The 17,089-nt window shown below is 68.6% G+C and carries 19 protein-coding genes; 10 read left to right on the top strand and 9 right to left on the bottom strand.

The window, feature by feature from the left end; all coding sequences use genetic code 11:
* Positions 1 to 32: 32 nt before the first annotated feature.
* Positions 33 to 629: an NADPH-dependent F420 reductase gene (locus B0293_RS12320; RefSeq protein WP_005165528.1), complete on the bottom strand. Its 597-nt coding sequence runs from the start codon at positions 627 to 629 to the stop codon at positions 33 to 35.
* A 77-nt stretch (positions 630 to 706) separates the two neighbouring features.
* Here B0293_RS12320 and B0293_RS12325 point away from each other — a divergent pair, with 77 nt between their 5' ends.
* Positions 707 to 1,051, top strand: a complete 345-nt coding sequence (locus B0293_RS12325) for a winged helix-turn-helix transcriptional regulator (RefSeq protein ID WP_005165527.1) — start codon at positions 707 to 709, stop codon at positions 1,049 to 1,051.
* Between the two features lie 75 nt (positions 1,052 to 1,126).
* On the opposite strand, the gene B0293_RS12330 is transcribed toward B0293_RS12325, so the two are convergent.
* Positions 1,127 to 2,110, bottom strand: coding sequence for a sugar-binding transcriptional regulator (locus tag B0293_RS12330; protein ID WP_005165526.1), 984 nt, complete (start codon positions 2,108 to 2,110; stop codon positions 1,127 to 1,129).
* Positions 2,111 to 2,241: 131 nt separating this feature from the next.
* Here B0293_RS12330 and B0293_RS12335 point away from each other — a divergent pair, with 131 nt between their 5' ends.
* From B0293_RS12335 to B0293_RS12350, 4 genes are read left to right on the top strand one after another with little or no spacing between them, the layout of a single operon-like run.
* Positions 2,242 to 3,246, top strand: coding sequence for a zinc-dependent alcohol dehydrogenase family protein (locus tag B0293_RS12335; protein WP_005165525.1), 1,005 nt, complete (start codon positions 2,242 to 2,244; stop codon positions 3,244 to 3,246).
* A complete protein-coding gene (locus B0293_RS12340; protein WP_005165524.1) occupies positions 3,239 to 4,579 on the top strand; it encodes an ABC transporter substrate-binding protein in 1,341 nt (446 codons plus the stop codon). The genes B0293_RS12335 and B0293_RS12340 overlap by 8 nt, the downstream gene beginning before the upstream one ends.
* Positions 4,579 to 5,514: a carbohydrate ABC transporter permease gene (locus tag B0293_RS12345; RefSeq protein ID WP_039919425.1), complete on the top strand. Its 936-nt coding sequence runs from the start codon at positions 4,579 to 4,581 to the stop codon at positions 5,512 to 5,514. The genes B0293_RS12340 and B0293_RS12345 overlap by 1 nt, the downstream gene beginning before the upstream one ends.
* Complete coding sequence (locus B0293_RS12350; protein ID WP_005165522.1) at positions 5,511 to 6,326, top strand: carbohydrate ABC transporter permease; 816 nt, start codon at positions 5,511 to 5,513, stop codon at positions 6,324 to 6,326. The genes B0293_RS12345 and B0293_RS12350 overlap by 4 nt, the downstream gene beginning before the upstream one ends.
* A 73-nt stretch (positions 6,327 to 6,399) precedes the next feature.
* On the opposite strand, the gene B0293_RS12355 is transcribed toward B0293_RS12350, so the two are convergent.
* Together B0293_RS12355 and B0293_RS12360 are read right to left on the bottom strand one after the other, a co-directional pair.
* Complete coding sequence (locus tag B0293_RS12355; RefSeq protein WP_005165521.1) at positions 6,400 to 6,594, bottom strand: ferredoxin; 195 nt, start codon at positions 6,592 to 6,594, stop codon at positions 6,400 to 6,402.
* A gap of 8 nt (positions 6,595 to 6,602) precedes the next feature.
* Positions 6,603 to 7,817, bottom strand: a complete 1,215-nt coding sequence (locus B0293_RS12360) for a cytochrome P450 (protein ID WP_005165520.1) — start codon at positions 7,815 to 7,817, stop codon at positions 6,603 to 6,605.
* Between the two features lie 218 nt (positions 7,818 to 8,035).
* Between B0293_RS12360 and B0293_RS12365 the strand changes: the two genes are divergently transcribed.
* Complete coding sequence (locus B0293_RS12365) at positions 8,036 to 8,671, top strand: TetR/AcrR family transcriptional regulator (protein ID WP_005165519.1); 636 nt, start codon at positions 8,036 to 8,038, stop codon at positions 8,669 to 8,671.
* 73 nt (positions 8,672 to 8,744) lie between these two features.
* Here B0293_RS12365 and B0293_RS12370 read toward each other — a convergent pair whose 3' ends face one another.
* The 5 genes from B0293_RS12370 to B0293_RS12390 are packed head-to-tail and all read right to left on the bottom strand — an operon-like array spanning position 8,745 to position 13,832.
* On the bottom strand, positions 8,745 to 9,611 hold the full coding sequence (locus tag B0293_RS12370) for an aldehyde dehydrogenase family protein (protein ID WP_039919423.1): 867 nt from the start codon (positions 9,609 to 9,611) through the stop codon (positions 8,745 to 8,747).
* Entirely contained in the window at positions 9,604 to 11,037 is a 1,434-nt protein-coding gene (locus B0293_RS12375) for an aldehyde dehydrogenase family protein (protein ID WP_005165518.1), read from the bottom strand. Before B0293_RS12375 ends, B0293_RS12370 begins: the two co-directional genes overlap by 8 nt.
* A gap of 3 nt (positions 11,038 to 11,040) precedes the next feature.
* A complete protein-coding gene (gene deoC / locus B0293_RS12380; protein WP_005165517.1) occupies positions 11,041 to 12,015 on the bottom strand; it encodes a deoxyribose-phosphate aldolase in 975 nt (324 codons plus the stop codon).
* A gap of 19 nt (positions 12,016 to 12,034) precedes the next feature.
* Positions 12,035 to 13,198 (bottom strand): serine hydrolase domain-containing protein, encoded by a 1,164-nt coding sequence (locus tag B0293_RS12385; RefSeq protein ID WP_005165516.1) that lies wholly within the window; start codon positions 13,196 to 13,198, stop codon positions 12,035 to 12,037.
* Between the two features lie 22 nt (positions 13,199 to 13,220).
* Positions 13,221 to 13,832 carry a DUF1707 SHOCT-like domain-containing protein gene (locus tag B0293_RS12390; RefSeq protein WP_005165514.1) on the bottom strand — a complete coding sequence of 204 codons (612 nt, stop codon included), beginning with the start codon at positions 13,830 to 13,832 and terminating at the stop codon, positions 13,221 to 13,223.
* 105 nt (positions 13,833 to 13,937) lie between these two features.
* On the opposite strand from B0293_RS12390, the gene B0293_RS12395 reads away from it, so the two are divergent.
* The 4 genes from B0293_RS12395 to B0293_RS12410 all read left to right on the top strand — a co-directional run bounded on the left by B0293_RS12395 (position 13,938) and on the right by B0293_RS12410 (position 17,036).
* A complete protein-coding gene (locus tag B0293_RS12395; protein ID WP_052014582.1) occupies positions 13,938 to 14,381 on the top strand; it encodes a protein-tyrosine phosphatase family protein in 444 nt (147 codons plus the stop codon).
* A gap of 18 nt (positions 14,382 to 14,399) precedes the next feature.
* Positions 14,400 to 15,023 (top strand): uracil phosphoribosyltransferase, encoded by a 624-nt coding sequence (gene upp / locus B0293_RS12400; protein WP_005165512.1) that lies wholly within the window; start codon positions 14,400 to 14,402, stop codon positions 15,021 to 15,023.
* Positions 15,024 to 15,168: 145 nt separating this feature from the next.
* Positions 15,169 to 15,762: an RNA polymerase sigma factor gene (locus B0293_RS12405; RefSeq protein ID WP_005165511.1), complete on the top strand. Its 594-nt coding sequence runs from the start codon at positions 15,169 to 15,171 to the stop codon at positions 15,760 to 15,762.
* Complete coding sequence (locus B0293_RS12410; protein WP_005165510.1) at positions 15,759 to 17,036, top strand: hypothetical protein; 1,278 nt, start codon at positions 15,759 to 15,761, stop codon at positions 17,034 to 17,036. The genes B0293_RS12405 and B0293_RS12410 overlap by 4 nt, the downstream gene beginning before the upstream one ends.
* Positions 17,037 to 17,089: the final 53 nt, after the last annotated feature.

Genomic DNA, 17,089 nt, shown 5'->3' on the forward strand with positions numbered 1-17,089 from the left:
CCCCGCCCGCCACATCCGGGACGACCCTGAAATCAGGCCGGAAGGGGCGGGAAGCAGGCCTGGGCGTCGTGGCCGCCGAACCACAGCCCGACCGTGAACGCCATGGTCGCCTCCATGAGCCGTGCCCGGTCGAGCCCGCCGGCGTTCAGCGGCGTGCAACCGATGTCGCGCACCAGGGAACTCACCACCTCGACAGCCTCCGGCGGGCCGCAGAGCGGCACCGCGAGCGGGCGGCCGTCGAACATCGGGGGAGTCATCCGCCAGACATCCACGTGGCACAGGTTGAACGCCTTGACCACGTGCGCGCCCGGCGCGGCGGCGGCGATCCGTTCCGCCTGGTCGGGGATCGTGAGCACGGCGCCGGGGCCGACCGCGTTGGTGCAGTCGATAAGGATCCTCCCGGCGAGATTCCCTGCCGCCGCAACGACCTCCGTCACCGAAGGCGCCGAGATGGCGAGCAGGATCGCGTCGCTCGCGCGAGCGGTTTCCGCCCAGGTCCCCACTCGGGTGGAGATCTTCTCCGCCTTGGCCCGGTCGCGCGCGGCGACCATCACCTCGTGCCCGGCGCCGGACCATTGGCCGCCGAGCGCCTCAGCCATCCCGCCCGCGCCGAAAATGCCGATACGCATGTGTTTCGCTCCCTAAGATCGAGTTACGACACGACCGTAGAAAGCGGCGCGGGTACCAAGTGGTTACCGGAGGTCCCATGAACGACGTCTTCCTCGCCGACTGCCGGGCCCGGCTGGCCTTCGACCTGATGGCGAACACGTGGAACCCGGTCGTCCTGTGGGCCTTGCGCGACGGGCCGTCGCGGCCCGCGGAACTGCGGCGACGGCTGGGCGGGATCAGCACGAAGGTGCTCACGGAAACGGTCCGGCGGCTGGAGTTCAACGGCCTGGTCCACCGGCGCGACTGCGGGCGGACGGCGAAGGTCGAGTACTCGCTGACGGACCTCGGGGTCAGCCTGCTCGGGCCCATCGAGGCGTTCGGGGAGTGGGCGCACCGGCATGGCGACGAGGTGATGGCGGCCCAGGACAAGGCCGTGGGCTGAAGGGGACTTTCCCTGCGTCTCACGCGGTGAAGGACGCTTTCCGCCCATGGCATGCGGGGAAAGCGTCCTTCAGCGTCACGACGGGAGCGGGCGGGCCCCGGCCAGCTTGAGCAACGGGACGGCCGCGGCGGCGTCGGTGATCAGCGTCGAGACCATGCCGGACCGCAGGACGGCGTCTATGGCTTCGGCCTTCGGCTCCGTGTAGCCCAGCGCGATCACCTCGGGGACCGCCAGCAGCTCTTCGGCGCTTATGGCCAGCACGTGATGGGCCAGCCCGGTGGACATCGGCGTCCCGTCGGCGTCGAACAGGCGCGCGGAAACCTCCGCTTTGGCACCGCGTTTCGCGATCGCGCTCCGCTCGGTCTCGTCGAGCGCGTCGTAGACCGTCGACTCCTCGGGTTTCCACGCGCCGATGCTGACGACGGCCTTGGTCAGGTTCTTGAACTGCCCGAAGGTCTCCGCGATCCCGGGTTGCCTGCGCAGGGTCTCGGTGGTGCGGCGGTCGGGGAGGACGAGCGGCCCGAAGATCGGGTACGCCTCGCCGCCGGACACCGACGCGACCCGGCTGACCGTCTCCACCGACCGGTCCCGCATGTCCATGCCCGCCTGCACTCCGCACAGCTGCACGACCGGGCATTTCGGCAGCGACTCGATCGCCTCGGTCATCGCGTTCACGGAACGTGCCCAGGACAGGCCGATGACGTCGCCCGGAGTGACGATTTCGGTCAGGAGGCGGGCGGCGAGCGAGCCGATCTTCCGTCGCGCCACTTCGCGGGATTCCGGCTCCGGCGCTCGTTCGAGCACGAGAACCCGGTCCAGCCGATACGCGGAGCGGATTTCCTCCGACAGCACGAGATCGACCGGCGCCGGCAGCCGGAACTCGACCGTGACGATGCCGGTTTCCCTGGCGGTGTCCAGCATTCTGGCGACCTTGAACCGGCTGATCCCGAACTCGTCGGCGATTTCCAGTTTCGAGGCGCCCTGTTCGTAGAACCGCCGGGCCACCGCGGCCAGACGCAGCGATTCCACCAGGCCGGGACTCTGCTTCTTCCCGCTCATCTGAGCACTATAGCGCGAAATCAACCCGAAAGGTTGACGTAACACTGGGGAAAAGTTCACCATGCCTGGGACATGCAGTCCGAAGCATAGGCCCACCCCCGCTCATTTGAGCGGAGAGAAGAGGAGCTGGCATGCGTGCCGCGATCGTGGACAAGCCCGGGGAGATCAGGGTCGGCGAGGTACCCGATCCGAAACCGGGGGATCGCCAGGTCGTCGTCAAGGTGGGTGCCTGCGGGATCTGCGGGACCGACCTCCACATCGCCGACGGGCACTTCCCGCCGACGCCCTATCCGATCGTCCCCGGCCACGAATTCGCCGGTGAGATCGTCGAACTCGGCGCCGACGTGCCGGGTGGCTGGAAGGTCGGCGACCGGGTGGCGGTCGACCCGTCGCTGTTCTGCGGCTACTGCAAGCCTTGCCGGTCCGGCCGCGGCAACCTCTGCGAGAACTGGAACGCGACCGGCGACACGGTGAACGGCGCTTTCGCCGAGTACGTCGCCGTTCCCTCCGCGAACTGCTACCGCATGCCGGACACGATGACCTGGGAACAGGGCGCCCTCGTCGAACCGGTCTCCTGCGCGGTCCACGGCGTGCGCCGGATCGGCGTCGAGGCGGGGGAGCGGTTCCTCGTCGTCGGCGCGGGCACGATGGGCCTGATCATGCAGCAGCTGTTGCAGCGCGCGGGCGCGCAGGTCACGGTGGTCGACCGCAACACCGCCCGCCTGGGCCGGGCGATGGACCTCGGCGCGGTCGCGGTCGCGGGTGACGTGAAGGATCTGGACGACGAGAAGTTCGAAGCCGCCGCGGACTGCACCGGTGCCGCTCCCGCGATCGAAGCCGCCTTCGACTCGCTTCAGCGCGGAGGCCGCTTGCTGGTCTTCGGCGTCGCGCCCGAGGAAGCGCGCGTCGCGCTTTCGCCGTTCCGGATCTACAACGACGAGATCACCGTCGTCGGCTCGATGGCCGTCATGAACAGCTTCGGTGCGGCGCTCGACCTCGTCGCCAGTGGCGCCGTCGACACGGGCGCGCTGCTCACCGACACCCTGCCGCTGGAGCGGTACCCCGAGGCTCTCGACCTCATGCGCAGCGGCGCCGGCTTGAAGGTGCAGGTAATACCGGGAGGCGAAAGTGCGTAAAGCAGCCGCCCTGCTCGCGGTTCTCCTGCTGGGCCTCACCGGATGCGCCGGTGCGGGCGCGCTCGGAACCGGTGACCGGACGCTCGTCGTCGGGATCGTCGCGAACCCGCAGATGAAGGACGCCATCGAGCTTTCCGGCGAGTTCGAGAAGGCGAACCCCGGCGTCACCCTCAAGTTCGTCTCCCTGCCGGAAAACCAGGCCCGCGCGAAGATCACCGCGTCGACGGCCACCGAGGGCGGCGAGTTCGACGTCGTCATGATCAGCAACTACGAGGCGCCGCAGTGGGCCGCGAACGGCTGGCTCGAAAACCTCGAACCGCATATCGCGGCCAATCCCTCCTACGACGCGGGCGACTTCATCCCGAGCATCAAGGAATCCTTGTCGTACAACGGATCGCTCTACGCGGTGCCGTTCTACGGCGAGTCGTCCTTCCTGGCCTACCGCAAGGATCTGTTCGAGCAGGCCGGAATCACGATGCCCGCCAAGCCGACGTGGTCGCAGATCGCCGAGTACGCCGCGAAACTCGACGACAAGGCGAAGGGCGTCGCCGGGATCTGCCTGCGCGGCAAGCCCGGCTGGGGTGAGAGCCTCGCGCCGTTCACCACGGTCGCCAACACCTTCGGCGCGCAGTGGTTCGACAAGGACTGGAACGCCAAGCTGACCAGCCCCGAATTCAAGGCGGCCGCCGAGTTCTACGTGAACCTCGTGCGGAACCACGGCGAGGTCGGCGCGTCGAGCGCGGGCTTCTCCGAATGCGGCACGCGGTACACCCAGGGCCAGGCCGCGATGTGGTACGACGCCACGGTCATGGCGGGCACGAACGAGGACCCGTCGGCCAGCAAGGTCGTCGGGAAGTCCGGTTACGCCCCGGCGCCGGTGGAGAAGACGCAGGCGAGCGGCTGGCTCTACACCTGGGCGCTGGCGATCCCGAAGGTCGCGAAGGACAAGGACGCCGCCTTCAAGTTCATGTCCTGGATGACGGACAAGGCCTACGTGCAGCGGGTCGCCAAGGAGTTCGGCGACTGGAACCGCGTGCCGCCGGGCGTGCGGAAGTCGACCTACGACATTCCTCAGTACCGCGAGGCCGCCAAGGCCTACGCGCAGCCGACGCTGGACGGGATCGCGGACGCCGACCAGCGCAAGGCGATGGCGAATCCGGTGCCCTACCCCGGGATCCAGTTCGTCGGCATCCCCGAGTTCCAGGATCTCGGCACCCGGGTGAGCCAGCAGCTTTCGGCGGCGATCGCGGGCCAGGTCACCGTGGACGAAGCCCTGAAGCAGTCCCAGGAGTACGCGCAGACCGTCGGCAAGTCGTATCAGGAGGTGCAGTGATGGCCACGCTCTCCGCTCCCGCCCGCACCGAGCCCGCCCACGCGAAGACGGCGGCTCCGAAGCGCGGCACCGACACGCCGTTCAAACGACGGCTACCGCTGTTGCCCGCTCTGCTGTTCGTCGTCGCCGTGACACAGCTTCCGTTCGTGCTGACGGTGTTCTACTCGTTCCAGTCGTGGAACCTGGTGCGGCCGGGTTCGCGGCATTTCGTCGGGTTGCAGAACTACATCGACGTCTTCGCCGATTCGACGTTCCTCGGCGCGCTGCTGAACACCGTCGTGCTCACGGTGGTCTGCGTGTTCTTCTCGCTACTGCTCGGCCTGGGGCTGGCGATCCTGCTGGACCGCAAGTTCCTCGGCCGCGGTGTGGTGCGGACCCTGCTGATCACGCCGTTCCTGATCCTGCCCGCGGCGGGCGCGCTGCTGTGGAAGACGACGATGTTCGACCCGACCTACGGGTTGCTGCACTTCGTCTTCGGCACCGACGTCGACTGGCTTTCGGAGTTCCCGCTGGCCGCCGTGATGGCCCAGGTCGTCTGGCAGTGGACGCCGTTCATGATGCTGCTGATCCTGGCCGGGCTGCAGAGCCAGCCGAAGGACGTGCTGGAGGCCGCGTCGGTCGACGGCGCCGGCCGCTGGCGGACGTTCACCGCGATCACGCTGCCGCATCTGAGCCGGTTCCTGCAGCTGGCGACGCTGCTGGGCGCGATCTACATCGTGAACAGCTTCGACGCGATCTTCCTGATGACACAGGGTGGTCCGGGGACGGCCAGCACGAACCTGCCGTTCTACATCTACCAGCGGGCGTTCCAAGGGTTCGACGTCGGGCAGTCGTCCGCGATGGGCGTGATCGTCGTGATCCTGACGATGATCGTCGCGACCTTCGCGCTGCGCCTGATGTTCCGCACGTTCTCGGTCCAGGGAGGCGCGAAATGAAAGGCCGGCTCGGCGCGGGTTCGCTCACGGTCGTGACCTGGGTGATCGCGATCCTGTTCGTGTTCCCGTTGCTGTGGATGATCCTCACGGCCTTCAAACAGGAGGCCGACGCCTACACCGATCCGCCGCGGCTGGTCTTCACCCCGACGCTCGACCAGTTCGCCGGAGTGCTCGAACGCGGTTTCCTGCCGTACCTGTCGAACTCGGCGTTCGTCACCGTCGTTTCGACGATTTTTGTGCTGCTGCTGGGAATCCCGGCGGCGTACGCGCTCTCGCTGGCGCCGGTGAAGGGGACGAGCAACGCGCTCGGGTTCTTCCTGTCGACGAAGATGCTGCCGATCGTGGCGGCGATCATCCCGCTGTACGTGATCTCGCAGAACACCCAGCTGCTGGACAACGTGTGGGCGCTGATCATCCTGTACACGTCGATGAACCTGCCGCTGGCCATCTGGATGATGCGGTCGTTCTTCCTGGAAGTGCCGCACGAGATGATCGAGGCGGGCCGGATCGACGGCGCGACCCTGCCGGTGCTGCTGCGGAAGATCATCATGCCGGTCGTCGCGCCCGGGGTGGCCGCGACCGCGCTGATCTGCGTGATCTTCTCGTGGACCGAGTTCTTCTACTCGGTCAACCTGACCGCCGCGCGGGCCGGGACGGTGCCGGTGTTCCTGGTCGGGTTCATCACCAGCGAGGGCCTGTACTGGGCGCAGCTTTCCGCGGCCGCGCTGCTCGCGTCCCTGCCGGTGATGATCGTCGGCTGGATCGCGCAGAACCACCTGGTCCGCGGCCTTTCCATGGGCGCGGTCAAGTAGGTCTCGGGCGTCGTGATGGTCCGTGAAGGCCTCCTTGAGGGACCCAGAGTCCCTCAAGGAGGCCTTCACGGACTTACGCGAGCGACAGCGCCTGACCAGGGCAGATGTGCACGGCGGTGTGTGCGTTCTCCTCTGCCTCGTCCCCCTCGGGCTCGGCGTTCAGCACGATGACCGTGCCGTCGTCCTCGCTCTGGTCGAACAGATCGGGATCGGTGAGCACGCACTGGCCCGCGCCCACGCATTTCCCGGTGTCCGCGATGATCTTCATGGCTCCTCCTACCAGGTGACCGGGAGGGCGTGGAGGCCGTAGATCGTCGAGTCGTGCTTGAACTGCAGCTCGTCGACCGGAACGGCGACCTTGATCCCCGGCATACGACGGAACAACGTATCGAACACGATCTGGAGTTCCATCCGCGCGAGGTTCTGGCCGAGGCACTGGTGCACCCCGAACCCGAACGCGACGTGGTGCCGCGCGCCGCGCTCGATGTCGAAGTCGTCGGGGTTCTCGAAGCCGTTCGGGTCGTGATTGCCCGCGTTGCTCAGGCCGACGACGCCTTCACCCGCACGGATGAGCGTGCCGCCGATCTCGACGTCCGCCGTCGCGACCCGTGAGGTCGCCGTCTCGGCGATGGTGAAGACCCGCAGGAGTTCCTCGATCGCGGCGAGGGTCTTGTCCGGGTCCGCCTTGATCTTCTCCAGCTGCTCGGGGTTCTGCAGCAAGGTCACGGTGCCCAGCGAAATCATGTTCGCCGTCGTCTCGTGACCGGCGATGAGCAGCAGGAATGCCAAGCCGACGAGTTCGTCGTGGTCGGCGTCGCCCGTTTCCCGCTGCTTCAAGATCTGACGTCCGAGGAGGTCGTCTTCGGTCGCGTCCGCTTCCTTCTTGGTGACGAGTTCGTCGAGGTAGCCCTCGAGCTTCTCGAACGCCACCATCCGGTCTTCGGCGCTGATTTCCCGGCTGAGCATCTTGGAACTGCATCCCTGGAAGAACTCGTGGTCCGAATAGGGGACACCGAGCAGTTCGCAGATCACCAAAGAGGGAACCGGCAGGGACAGCGCCTGGACGAGATCGGCGGGCTGGGGGCCCGCGAGCAGGGCGTCGATGTGTTCGTCGACGATCTGCTGGATTCGCGGCTGGAGCGCTTTCATGCGCTTGACCGTGAATTCTCCGACGACGTCACGCCGGGCCTGGCTGTGTTCCGGCGGGTCCATCGAGATGAGGGACGCGCGGAACGGCTTGTCCTCGCGCCGGATCTGCCGCTTGACCATCAGCGGGAAATCCGGATTCTGCCGGTCGGAGCTGAAATGCGGGCTGCTCAGCATTTCGCGGATGTCGTCGAGCCTGGTGAGCGCCCAAGCGGTTTGCCCGGAAGGCAGACCGACCCGGGAAATCGGACTTTCCGCGCGAAGCTTCTCGTATTCCGGTGGCGGGGAAAACGGGCACTTGCGCATCAGCGGCAAGTTCGCGGTGGTTTCCTCGACGTCAGTCATCGGGTTTGTCCTTCCCCAGAATGTCGGGTGGGTTCGGGCGATATCGGACAGGGGGCCCCAAAACGTATGCGGATGGTTTCATTCCGCTTATGACATCCAAGGTACTCAAGTGGAGGCGGGTCGTCCACTCGCGAAGGGGTGGTTTCCCGGGAAGCGTGAAGGGCACTCCCTTACGTGCGAGAATCACGGCCCTGAAGGACCTTCGAGAGGCGAGGACCATGACTGCCGACCCCGAGACCCGCTTGCGTGCCGACGCGCGCCGGAACCGGGATCAGATCCTGGCCGCCGCGAGACTGATTTTCGCCGCCCAGGGCGCCGAGGTCCCGATGGAGGAGATCGCGCGCTCGGCGGGCGTCGGCGTCGGCACCCTCTACCGGCGGTTCCCGGACCGCGACGCGCTGATCCGGGCGGTCGCCGTCGACAACTTCGACCGGGTACTGAGGGACGCGAAGGCCGCGAAGGACCAGGAGTCCTCGGACTGGGACGCCCTGATCCGGCTGCTGCACCAGTCGATGGAGCTGCAGCTGAGCATCCAGCTCGCGATGGTGTCCCCGCGAGCGCTGGTGATCCTCAGGAGCGACCCCGCGATCAAAGCCCTGCGTGACGAGCTGCTGGTGGTGCTGAGCGGCTTCGTCCAGGGCGCTCAGGCGGAGGGCCGGCTTCGCGAGGACGTCGGCACCGGGGATGTCGCGATGTTGTTCGCGACATTGCTGCGGCAGATGCCGGGCAAGGGCGAAGAGGTCGCACGGATCGCGATGCGGCGGTGCATCGGCATCATGATCGACGGCCTGCGGGCCGGGCAGAACGAGCCGCTCCCCGGCCGGGCGCTGACCGGGGCCGACCTCGACCCCTGAGACCGGATCGCGTTTAGCGGGCTAAACGCGATCCGGCCGGATGGGCACGCACTGACAAGACGAAATGCGGAGGTCAGACGCCCAGCGGGTGCCAGACGGTCTTCGCTTCCAGGTACCGCCGCAGCCGAGAGATGTCGGCGTCGGTCGTCCAGTCCGGCTCGGTGTCCGGGACGGTTAGGACGCGCTTCACGGTTCCGGCGGCGTCGCGCGCCAGGTCCGCCCGCGCGGAGGGCTCCGCACCGGTCGGGTCGAGGGCGTTGACGTCGCCGTGCGACGCGAGCCACGAGCCCAGCTCCGACGCGCGTCCGGTCAGGATGTTCGCGACCCCGCCGGGCAGGTCGGACGTCGCCAGGACCTCCGAGAGCGTGATCGCGGGCAGCGGCCTGTCCGCGCTGGAGACGACCACCGCGGTCGAGCCGGTCGCCAGCACCGGGGCCAGCACGCTCACCAGACCCAGCAGCGACGACTGCTGCGGCGCCAGCACACCGACGACACCGGTCGGCTCGGGCACGGTGAAGGAGAAGTACGGTCCCGCGACCGGGTTGGCCGCGCCGAGCACGGTCGCGATCTTGTCCGTCCAGCCCGCGTACCAGACCCAGCGGTCGATCGAAGCGTCCACAAGGGACTGAGCCTTCTTCGCCGCGACGCCTTCGGACGCGGAAACCTCCGCGACGAACTGCTCGCGACGGCCTTCCAGCATCTCCGCCACCCGGTACAGCACCTGGCCGCGGTTGTACGCCGTCGCCGCCGACCAGCCGCCGAAAGCCTTGCGTGCGGCGGAAACCGCGTCACGGACGTCCTTGCGGGACGCGTGCGAGGCGTTCGCCAGGAACTTGCCCTTGCCGTCGGTGACCGGGTACACGCGACCCGACTCCGAGCGCGGGAACTTGCCGCCGATGTAGAGCTTGTAGGTCTTGGCTACCGAAATACGGTCAGACATCGAGGTAAGCCTCCAGTCCGGTGCGTCCGCCTTCGCGGCCGAAACCCGACTCCTGGTAGCCGCCGAACGGCGCGGCGGGATCGAAGCGGTTGAACGTGTTGGCCCAGACGACACCGGCGCGGAGCTGGTTCGCCATCCACAGGATGCGCGAGCCCTTCTCGGTCCAGATACCGGCCGAAAGCCCGTACGGCGTGTTGTTCGCCTTGGTGACGGCCTCGTCCGGCGTGCGGAAGGTCAGCACCGAAAGCACCGGCCCGAAGATCTCCTCGCGGGCGATGCGCATCGACTGCTGGACGTCCGAGAACACCGTGGGAGCGAAGAAGAAACCACGTTCCGGCACCGGGCACGGACTGGTCCAGCGCTCCGCGCCCTCGGCGTCGCCGGACTCCACCAGTCCCTTGATCTTCGCGAGCTGCTCGGCGGAGTTGATCGCGCCGATGTCGGTGTTCTTGTCCAGCGGGTCGCCCAGCCGCAGCGTCGAGACGCGGTGGCGCAGCTTTTCGAGGACCTCCTCGGCGACGGACTCCTGCACCAGCAGGCGTGATCCCGCGCAGCAGACGTGGCCCTGGTTGAAGAAGATCCCGTTGACGATCCCCTCGACGGCCTGGTCCAGCGGGGCGTCATCGAAGACGACGTTCGCCGCCTTGCCGCCCAGTTCCAGCGTCAGCTTCTTCGCGGTGCCCGCGATCTGGCGCTGGATGGCCTTGCCGACCTCGGTCGATCCGGTGAAGGCGACCTTGTTCACGTCGCCGTGGCCGACCAGCGCGGCGCCGATGTCCCCGGCGCCGGGCAGGATGTTGACCACGCCGGGCGGCAGTTCGGCCTGCTGACAGATCTCCGCGAACACCAGCGCGGTCAGCGGCGTGGTCTCCGCCGGCTTGAGCACCACGGTGTTGCCGGTGGCCAGCGCGGGCGCGATCTTCCACGCCAGCATGAGCAGCGGGAAGTTCCACGGGATGACCTGGCCCGCGACGCCGAGCGGCTTCGGGTTCGGTCCGTAGCCCGCGTAGTCGAGCTTGTCGGCCCAACCGGCGTGGTAGAAGAAGTGCGCGGCGGCCGTCGGCACGTCGGAATCGCGCGATTCCTTGATCGGCTTGCCGTTGTCGAGGCTTTCCAGGACGGCCAGCTCCCGCGACCGCTCCTGGATCAGGCGCGCGATGCGGAACAGGTACTTGGCGCGTTCCGAGCCCGGCATCTTGGACCAGACGCCTGTGTACGCCTTGCGTGCGCCCTTCACCGCGATGTCCACATCGGACACCGACGCGGTGCCGACCTCGGCGAGCACCTCTTCGGTGGCCGGGTTGATCGTCTTGAGCGGCTCACCCGAGCCGTCGACGAATTCGCCGTTCACGAACGGCCGGTAGTGCGGTTTGAGGTTCGCGAGGTCGCGCGATTCGGGCGCGGGCGCGTACTCGAAGATGCCCATGGATCAGTCCACCGTCACGTAGTCGGGACCGCTGTAGTGGCCGTCGGCCTGGGTGCGGCGCTGCAGCAGGAGGTCGTTGAGCAGGCTGGACGCCCCGAACCGGAACAGATCCGGGGTCAGCCACTGCTCGCCGGCGACCTCGTGCACCGCGACCAGGTACTTGATCGCGTCCTTGGTCGTCCGGATGCCACCGGCCGGTTTGACGCCGCGCAGTTCACCGGTCTGGACGAACCAGTCGCGGACGGCCTGCAGCATGACGTGGGTGACCGGCAGCGTCGCGGCGGGCGACACCTTGCCGGTGGAGGTCTTGATGAAGTCGCCGCCTGCCAGCAGCGCGAGCCAGGAGGCGCGGCGGACGTTGTCGTAGGTGGCCAGCTCACCGGTTTCGAGGATCACCTTGAGGTGAGCGCTGCCACAGGCGGCCTTGATCGCCTGGATCTCCTCGAAGACCTCCAGGTAGCGGCCCTGGAGGAACGCGCCGCGGTCGATCACCATGTCGATCTCGGCGGCCCCGGCGTCGACGGCGATCTTGGTGTCGGCCAGCTTGATCTCGCGGCTCGTGCGCCCGGCGGGGAAGCCGGTGGCGACACTCGCGACGTGGATGCCGGTGCCGCGAAGCGCCTCGACAGCCGTCTCGACCATGTCCGGGTACACGCACACGGCCGCGACCTGCGGGGTGTCCGGGCGTTCCGGGTCGGGCCGCTTGGCCTTCGCCGCGAGCGCGCGGACCTTGCCCTGCGTGTCGGCGCCTTCGAGGGTCGTCAGGTCGACCATCGAAATGGCGGTGTCGATCGCCCAGAGCTTGGCGGCCTTCTTGATGCTGCGCGTGCCGAGGCCCGCGGCCCGCTGCTCGACGCCGACCTGGTCGACACCAGGCAGCCCGTGCAGGAACCGGCGCAGGCTCGCCTCGTCGCGAGTCGCGTCCGCCAGCGGCGACGGGGTTGCCGTCGCCGCCGGCGAGCTGGTCGTAGCTGTCATACGGGTGAGTGTAAGCGGCCTACAAGCTGGGCACCGGGGCCTGGGCGGCGGCCCTGGCCGAGGGCACCACCGGGGTGCAGAACTCAGTGACCATCGGCAGCTGCCGCTTGAGCGAGGCGTCCGGCGACGCGGTGAGGTCCACCGTGGCCAGCGTGGAGATGTTCTTGCCGGACTCGTCGTGGAAGCTCAGGGTGTTGAAGCCCGGCAGGTCGCCGGCGTGCCCCCAGATGACGTGGTCCTCCGCACAGGCGCCGGCGGTCTTGAGGTTCAGCTTCATCAGGCCGAGGCCGTACTCCATGCCGCCGCCCGCCGGGACGGTCGTCTTCATCTGCTTCACCAGGTCCGCGGGCAGCAGACGCCCGCCGAACAGGGCCTCGAAGAACCGGTTGAGGTCCTTGCCCGAAGAGACGACGCCGCCCGCGCCGAAGTAGCGCGAGTAGTTGTAGGTGGTGACGTCGGTGAGACCGCGCGGCGCGTCGTACAGCTGCTCGTAGCCGTGGGCGGCCGGGCCGATCAGGAACGGGAAGTCGCGCGGCAGCGAGGTGTCGCGCAGGTGCAGCGGTCCGGTGATGCGCTCGGCCAGTGCCCGCTCGAGCGGCTTGCGGGTGGTCTTCTCGACCAGCAGGCCGAGGACGTTGTAGCCGGTGTTGGAGTACGCCCAGCTCGTCCCGGGTTTGAACTGGAGCGGCTGCTTCGTCACGCTCAGGCGGATCTGGTCTTCGCTGTCGAAGTGCTCGAAGCGTTCGGTGTCGATCTCGGGACCGGACGCCCAGGTGTCCTCGGGGGCGAGGTCACGCGGCAGGCCGCTGGTGTGCTGCAGCAGCTGGCGGACGGTGATCGGCTCCGGATACGGCAGCAGTCCCGGCAGGTAGCGCTGCACGGGCTCGTCCAGCCCGAGGCGCTTTTCGGCCACGAGCTGGAGGACGAGCGTCGCGACGAACACCTTGGAAACGCTCGCGACCCGCCAACGGCCCGACGCGTCGGGCTTACCCGGCCGATCGATCTTCGCGACGCCGCTGGCGCCGCGGAAATCGTCGGCGACGGAGACCATCCCGGGGATACCCGCGGCGACCGCCGCGTCCATCGCGGCCTGGCGCGGATCGGTCCTCTCGGCGGCCGCCGCCGGGAAGGCGGTGACGGAAAGCAGTGCGGCACAAGTGATGGCGACGAAACTTCGGCGCATCAGGCGAATCCCCCAATTCGGCTCAGATCTCGATTTCAGGTACTTCCTTCTTACGCGGTTTCCGCTTGACGACGACGGCACCCCAGAACGCGAGGCCGGTGATCTTCACCGTCGGCGCGGTCGGCGGCGCGGCGGGCGTCCCGGCGCGGTCCTCCAGTTCGAAGGCCCCCATGAAGCCGATTCCGGTGACGTCCACGTTGATGTCGTCGGGCACGATGATGTCGATCCCGCCCATGATCGCGACCGCGGTGATCGTCGTGTTCTTCTCGGCGAAGCGCGCGTGCCGCAGGTCGATGTCGGTCCCACCCCAGAACGCGAAACTGTTGTGCTGCGGCGGGACCACCCAGCTGCCCTTGCGCGACGCGCCGGACATGACGGCGATCGAGGCGCCGGATCCCGGGTGGCCGCCGATGCGGTCGTCGGGCAGGCCGAGCGCGCGCGACGTCGCGGGCTCGATCGCCGACCGCGACTGCCGCGGCAGGTCCGCGGTGACCGGCTTCAGATCCCCGACGGTCTTGGCCGCGTAGACGACGGTGAGCCGTTCTTCCAGCTCGTTGATGGTGATACGCCCCTCGGACATCGCCGCGTGCAGCACCTGCGCGACCTGCTCGCGGTCGGCGTCGGAGATGCGCATCTGTTCGGGTCCTGGCAAGGCCGGCTCTTCGCTCACGTGCGGGAGCCTAGCGCCGGTGGCGGGGCTGGGCGTCCACCTTCCGGCCGACAGTGGCATTCTCCCGTGATGGGGAACTCACTACCCGGCGCCGTGGAGCTGCCGGACGGGGTGAAGGTACGCGGACGGGGCCTGGGTCGCCCGTGGCCGGAAGGACCTTCGCCGGATTTCGGGTTGTATCTGGGCGGCGCGAAGCTGCGCCGGAAGCACGATCACAAAATGGACTGGGAGCGGGCGTGGATCCGCTGGCCCGACTTCCTGCTGCCGACCGACTGGGCGGACGCGCGACGGCGGATCGTGGACCTGCACGAGCGGGCCGCGGCCGGGGAAGGCGTCGAGGTCGCCTGCTACGGCGGGGTCGGCCGGACCGGCACCGTGCTGTCCTGCCTGGCCACGCTCGGCGGGCTGACCGCCGACGAGGCCGTGGCCTGGGCGCGGGCGAACCACGACAAGCGTTCGGTGGAGACGCCGTGGCAGCGCCGCTGGGTCGGCTGGTTCGCGCGGCAGGCGTGAAGAGCTAAATTGACCGGCATGGATGTGCACGTCGTTGATCACCCGCTGGCCAAGGCCAGGCTCTCCACCATGCGCGACGCGCGCACCGACAGCGCCGCCTTCCGCGCGGCGCTGCACGAGCTGACCGTCATGCTGGTCTACGAAGCCACGCGGGAAATGCCCGTGCGGATCGAGCGGATCCACACGCCGGTGGCGCGCACCGACGGCTACGCGCTGGCGAGCCCGCCGCTGCTGGTGCCCGTGCTGCGGGCCGGGCTGGGCATGGCGGACCAGGCGCACAAGCTGATCCCGGACGCCCAGATGGGCTTCGTCGGCCTCGCCCGCGACGAAGAGACGCTCAAGCCGACGCCGTACCTCGAGTCGCTGCCGGAATCGCTCGCCGACCGGCCGGTGCTGGTGCTCGACCCGATGCTGGCGACCGGTGGGTCCATGGAGTACACGATCCGGCTGCTGACCGACCGGGGCGCCACCGACGTCACCGCGATCTGCGCGCTGGCGGCGCCCGAGGGCATCGCGCACCTGGAGAAGACCGGGCTGCCGTTGCGCGTGGTGACCGCGAGCATCGACGAGCGGCTGAACGACTCCGGGTTCATCGTGCCCGGGCTCGGGGACGCGGGGGACCGGCAGTACGGCGCGGTCTGACCTGCCGGATCGCGACCGGATCGCGTTTAGCCCGCTAAACGCAGGTCGTGCCCGGGATCGCGATTAGGGGGCTAAACGCAGGTCGGGTGGGCCCCGGTCGCAACATCTCGGCGGGTGCCGGGCACTGACGGATGTGACCAGAACAGTGACCGGATCGGCGGGGGTGCCGGTGGACTCGTGCGGACCTCCTCCCGGCAGGAGTGACACGGAGCTTTGGCGAGCGGCGGCGGGCGGTGATCACACCGCGTTCACCGAGCTGTTCGAACGCCACGTCCAGTCGGTGTGGAACCACGCGTATCGGCTGACGGGGTCTTGGGCGTCGGCCGAAGACCTGACGTCGGCGACCTTCCTCACCGCCTGGCGGCGCCGGGCGGACGTCACGCTCATCCGCGACAGCGCGCTGCCCTGGCTGTACACGGTCGCGGGGAACCTCGCGCGCAGTGAGAAGCGCAGCTCCGGACGGCGGCTCCGGCTCGTCCGGCGGCTGCCGGAACCCCGGTCGGTGTCCGACCACGCCGACACCGTCGTCGACCAGCTCGACGGCGAAGAGCGTCTCCACCGGGTGCTCGCCTTGGTCGCGAAGCTGCCGAAGTCGCAGCGGCAGGCGGTCGAACTCTGCCTTCTCGGGGATCTTTCCCCTGCCGACGCCGCCGAACTGCTCGGCGTCGCCGAGGTGACCGTTCGCGCCCACATCTCGCGGGCCCGTGCGCAGCTGCGGACCGCCCTGGAGGAGAAATGACCGACGACCTCGGCCTGCCCGGCAGGCGTGAACTCCCCCCGGAAGTGCTGGACAGCCTGCGGATGTCGCTGCGGGAGGGAATGGGAAAACCCGTGCGGCGGCGCTGGCCGGTCTTCGCCGCCGCGGCCGCCGTCGTCCTGGTCCTCGCGGGCGCACTGGTGGCGACCGTCGTCATCCGTGAGCCGGACCGGCCGGGTCCCGTCGTCGCGAACCCTGACTTCTCCCTCGACTGGCCGAAGGCCGTGGCGGCGATGGACCGCTGCTGGGCCGCCGTCCAGTCCGGGAGCAGGGCGGCGAGCTTCCCGGCGCGGGACGAATGGGTCCCGCAGTTCACTGTCACCTCGTGGGAGATCACCGTCGTCGCGGTGATGGCGGGCGGCAAACCGCTCTTCTGCGAGACCACGCTGATGACGGCGACCGTGTCCGACCCGGATGCCGCTCCGCCCTACACGCACGGCGGGACCGCGGCCCTGCTGATGACCCGGTCCGGAACGGTCGCGGGCGTCGTCGATCCCGAATGGCCGAAACTGGAGGTGTCGGGCCAGAACGAGGCGTCGTCGTCCTTGCGGGACATCCCGGTCTTCCGGCCAGGGAATCTGTTCGTGCACATCGCGCCGATGAAGCCGTCGCGGACCACCTACGCGGTCGGGCCGACACCCGGAGAGCAGTCCCGCCCGCTCCACTACCGAGCTCCCTATCTCCTTCGGCCCGCGCCGGAGCCGGCCGCGACCGTGTTGGACAAGCCGGTGTTCCCGGTGCCCGACCGGGCCACGCCGGCGGGCGAGTTCTTCACCACGTGCACGAGGGCGGCGTCCGAAGCGCTGTCGGACGACGACGCCTACGAGGTCGGCGCGCTGCTCGAAGGTGAGGATGTCGGAGTCGTCGTCGCCCGCCTCGGCGGCCGGACCATCGTGTGCCAGGGCGGACTCGGATACGGGGATGGGAAGACGGCTCACTACGCCGTCATGTACGACCAGCCGAAGACCGCGGAACCGGTGCACACCTTGCGGACCGAGACCGTCGGCAGGGTGGATCGGAACGGGGTCGCCACCAAACCGCAGAACGCCTACCTGGGGGTCGTGCCCGATGCCGCGGTGGCCGTGAAGCTCGACTTCGGGACCGGCAAGACGATCGACGCGACGGTCGCGGGCGGGACTTTCGCGGCGTGGTTCCCGGACGGCGTCAGTCAGGACTACGAGCACGCGAAGGTGGGGATCACCGTCCTGGACGCGGCGGGGAACGTCCTGCACCAGGGCACCCTGCCGCTCTGGTGACCGCCGGATCGCGTTTAGCCCGCTAACTGCGCTCCGCCGCCGGATCGCGATTA

This window comes from Amycolatopsis azurea DSM 43854 (genome assembly GCF_001995215.1).
GTDB classification, from domain to species: Bacteria; Actinomycetota; Actinomycetes; order Mycobacteriales; family Pseudonocardiaceae; genus Amycolatopsis; species Amycolatopsis azurea.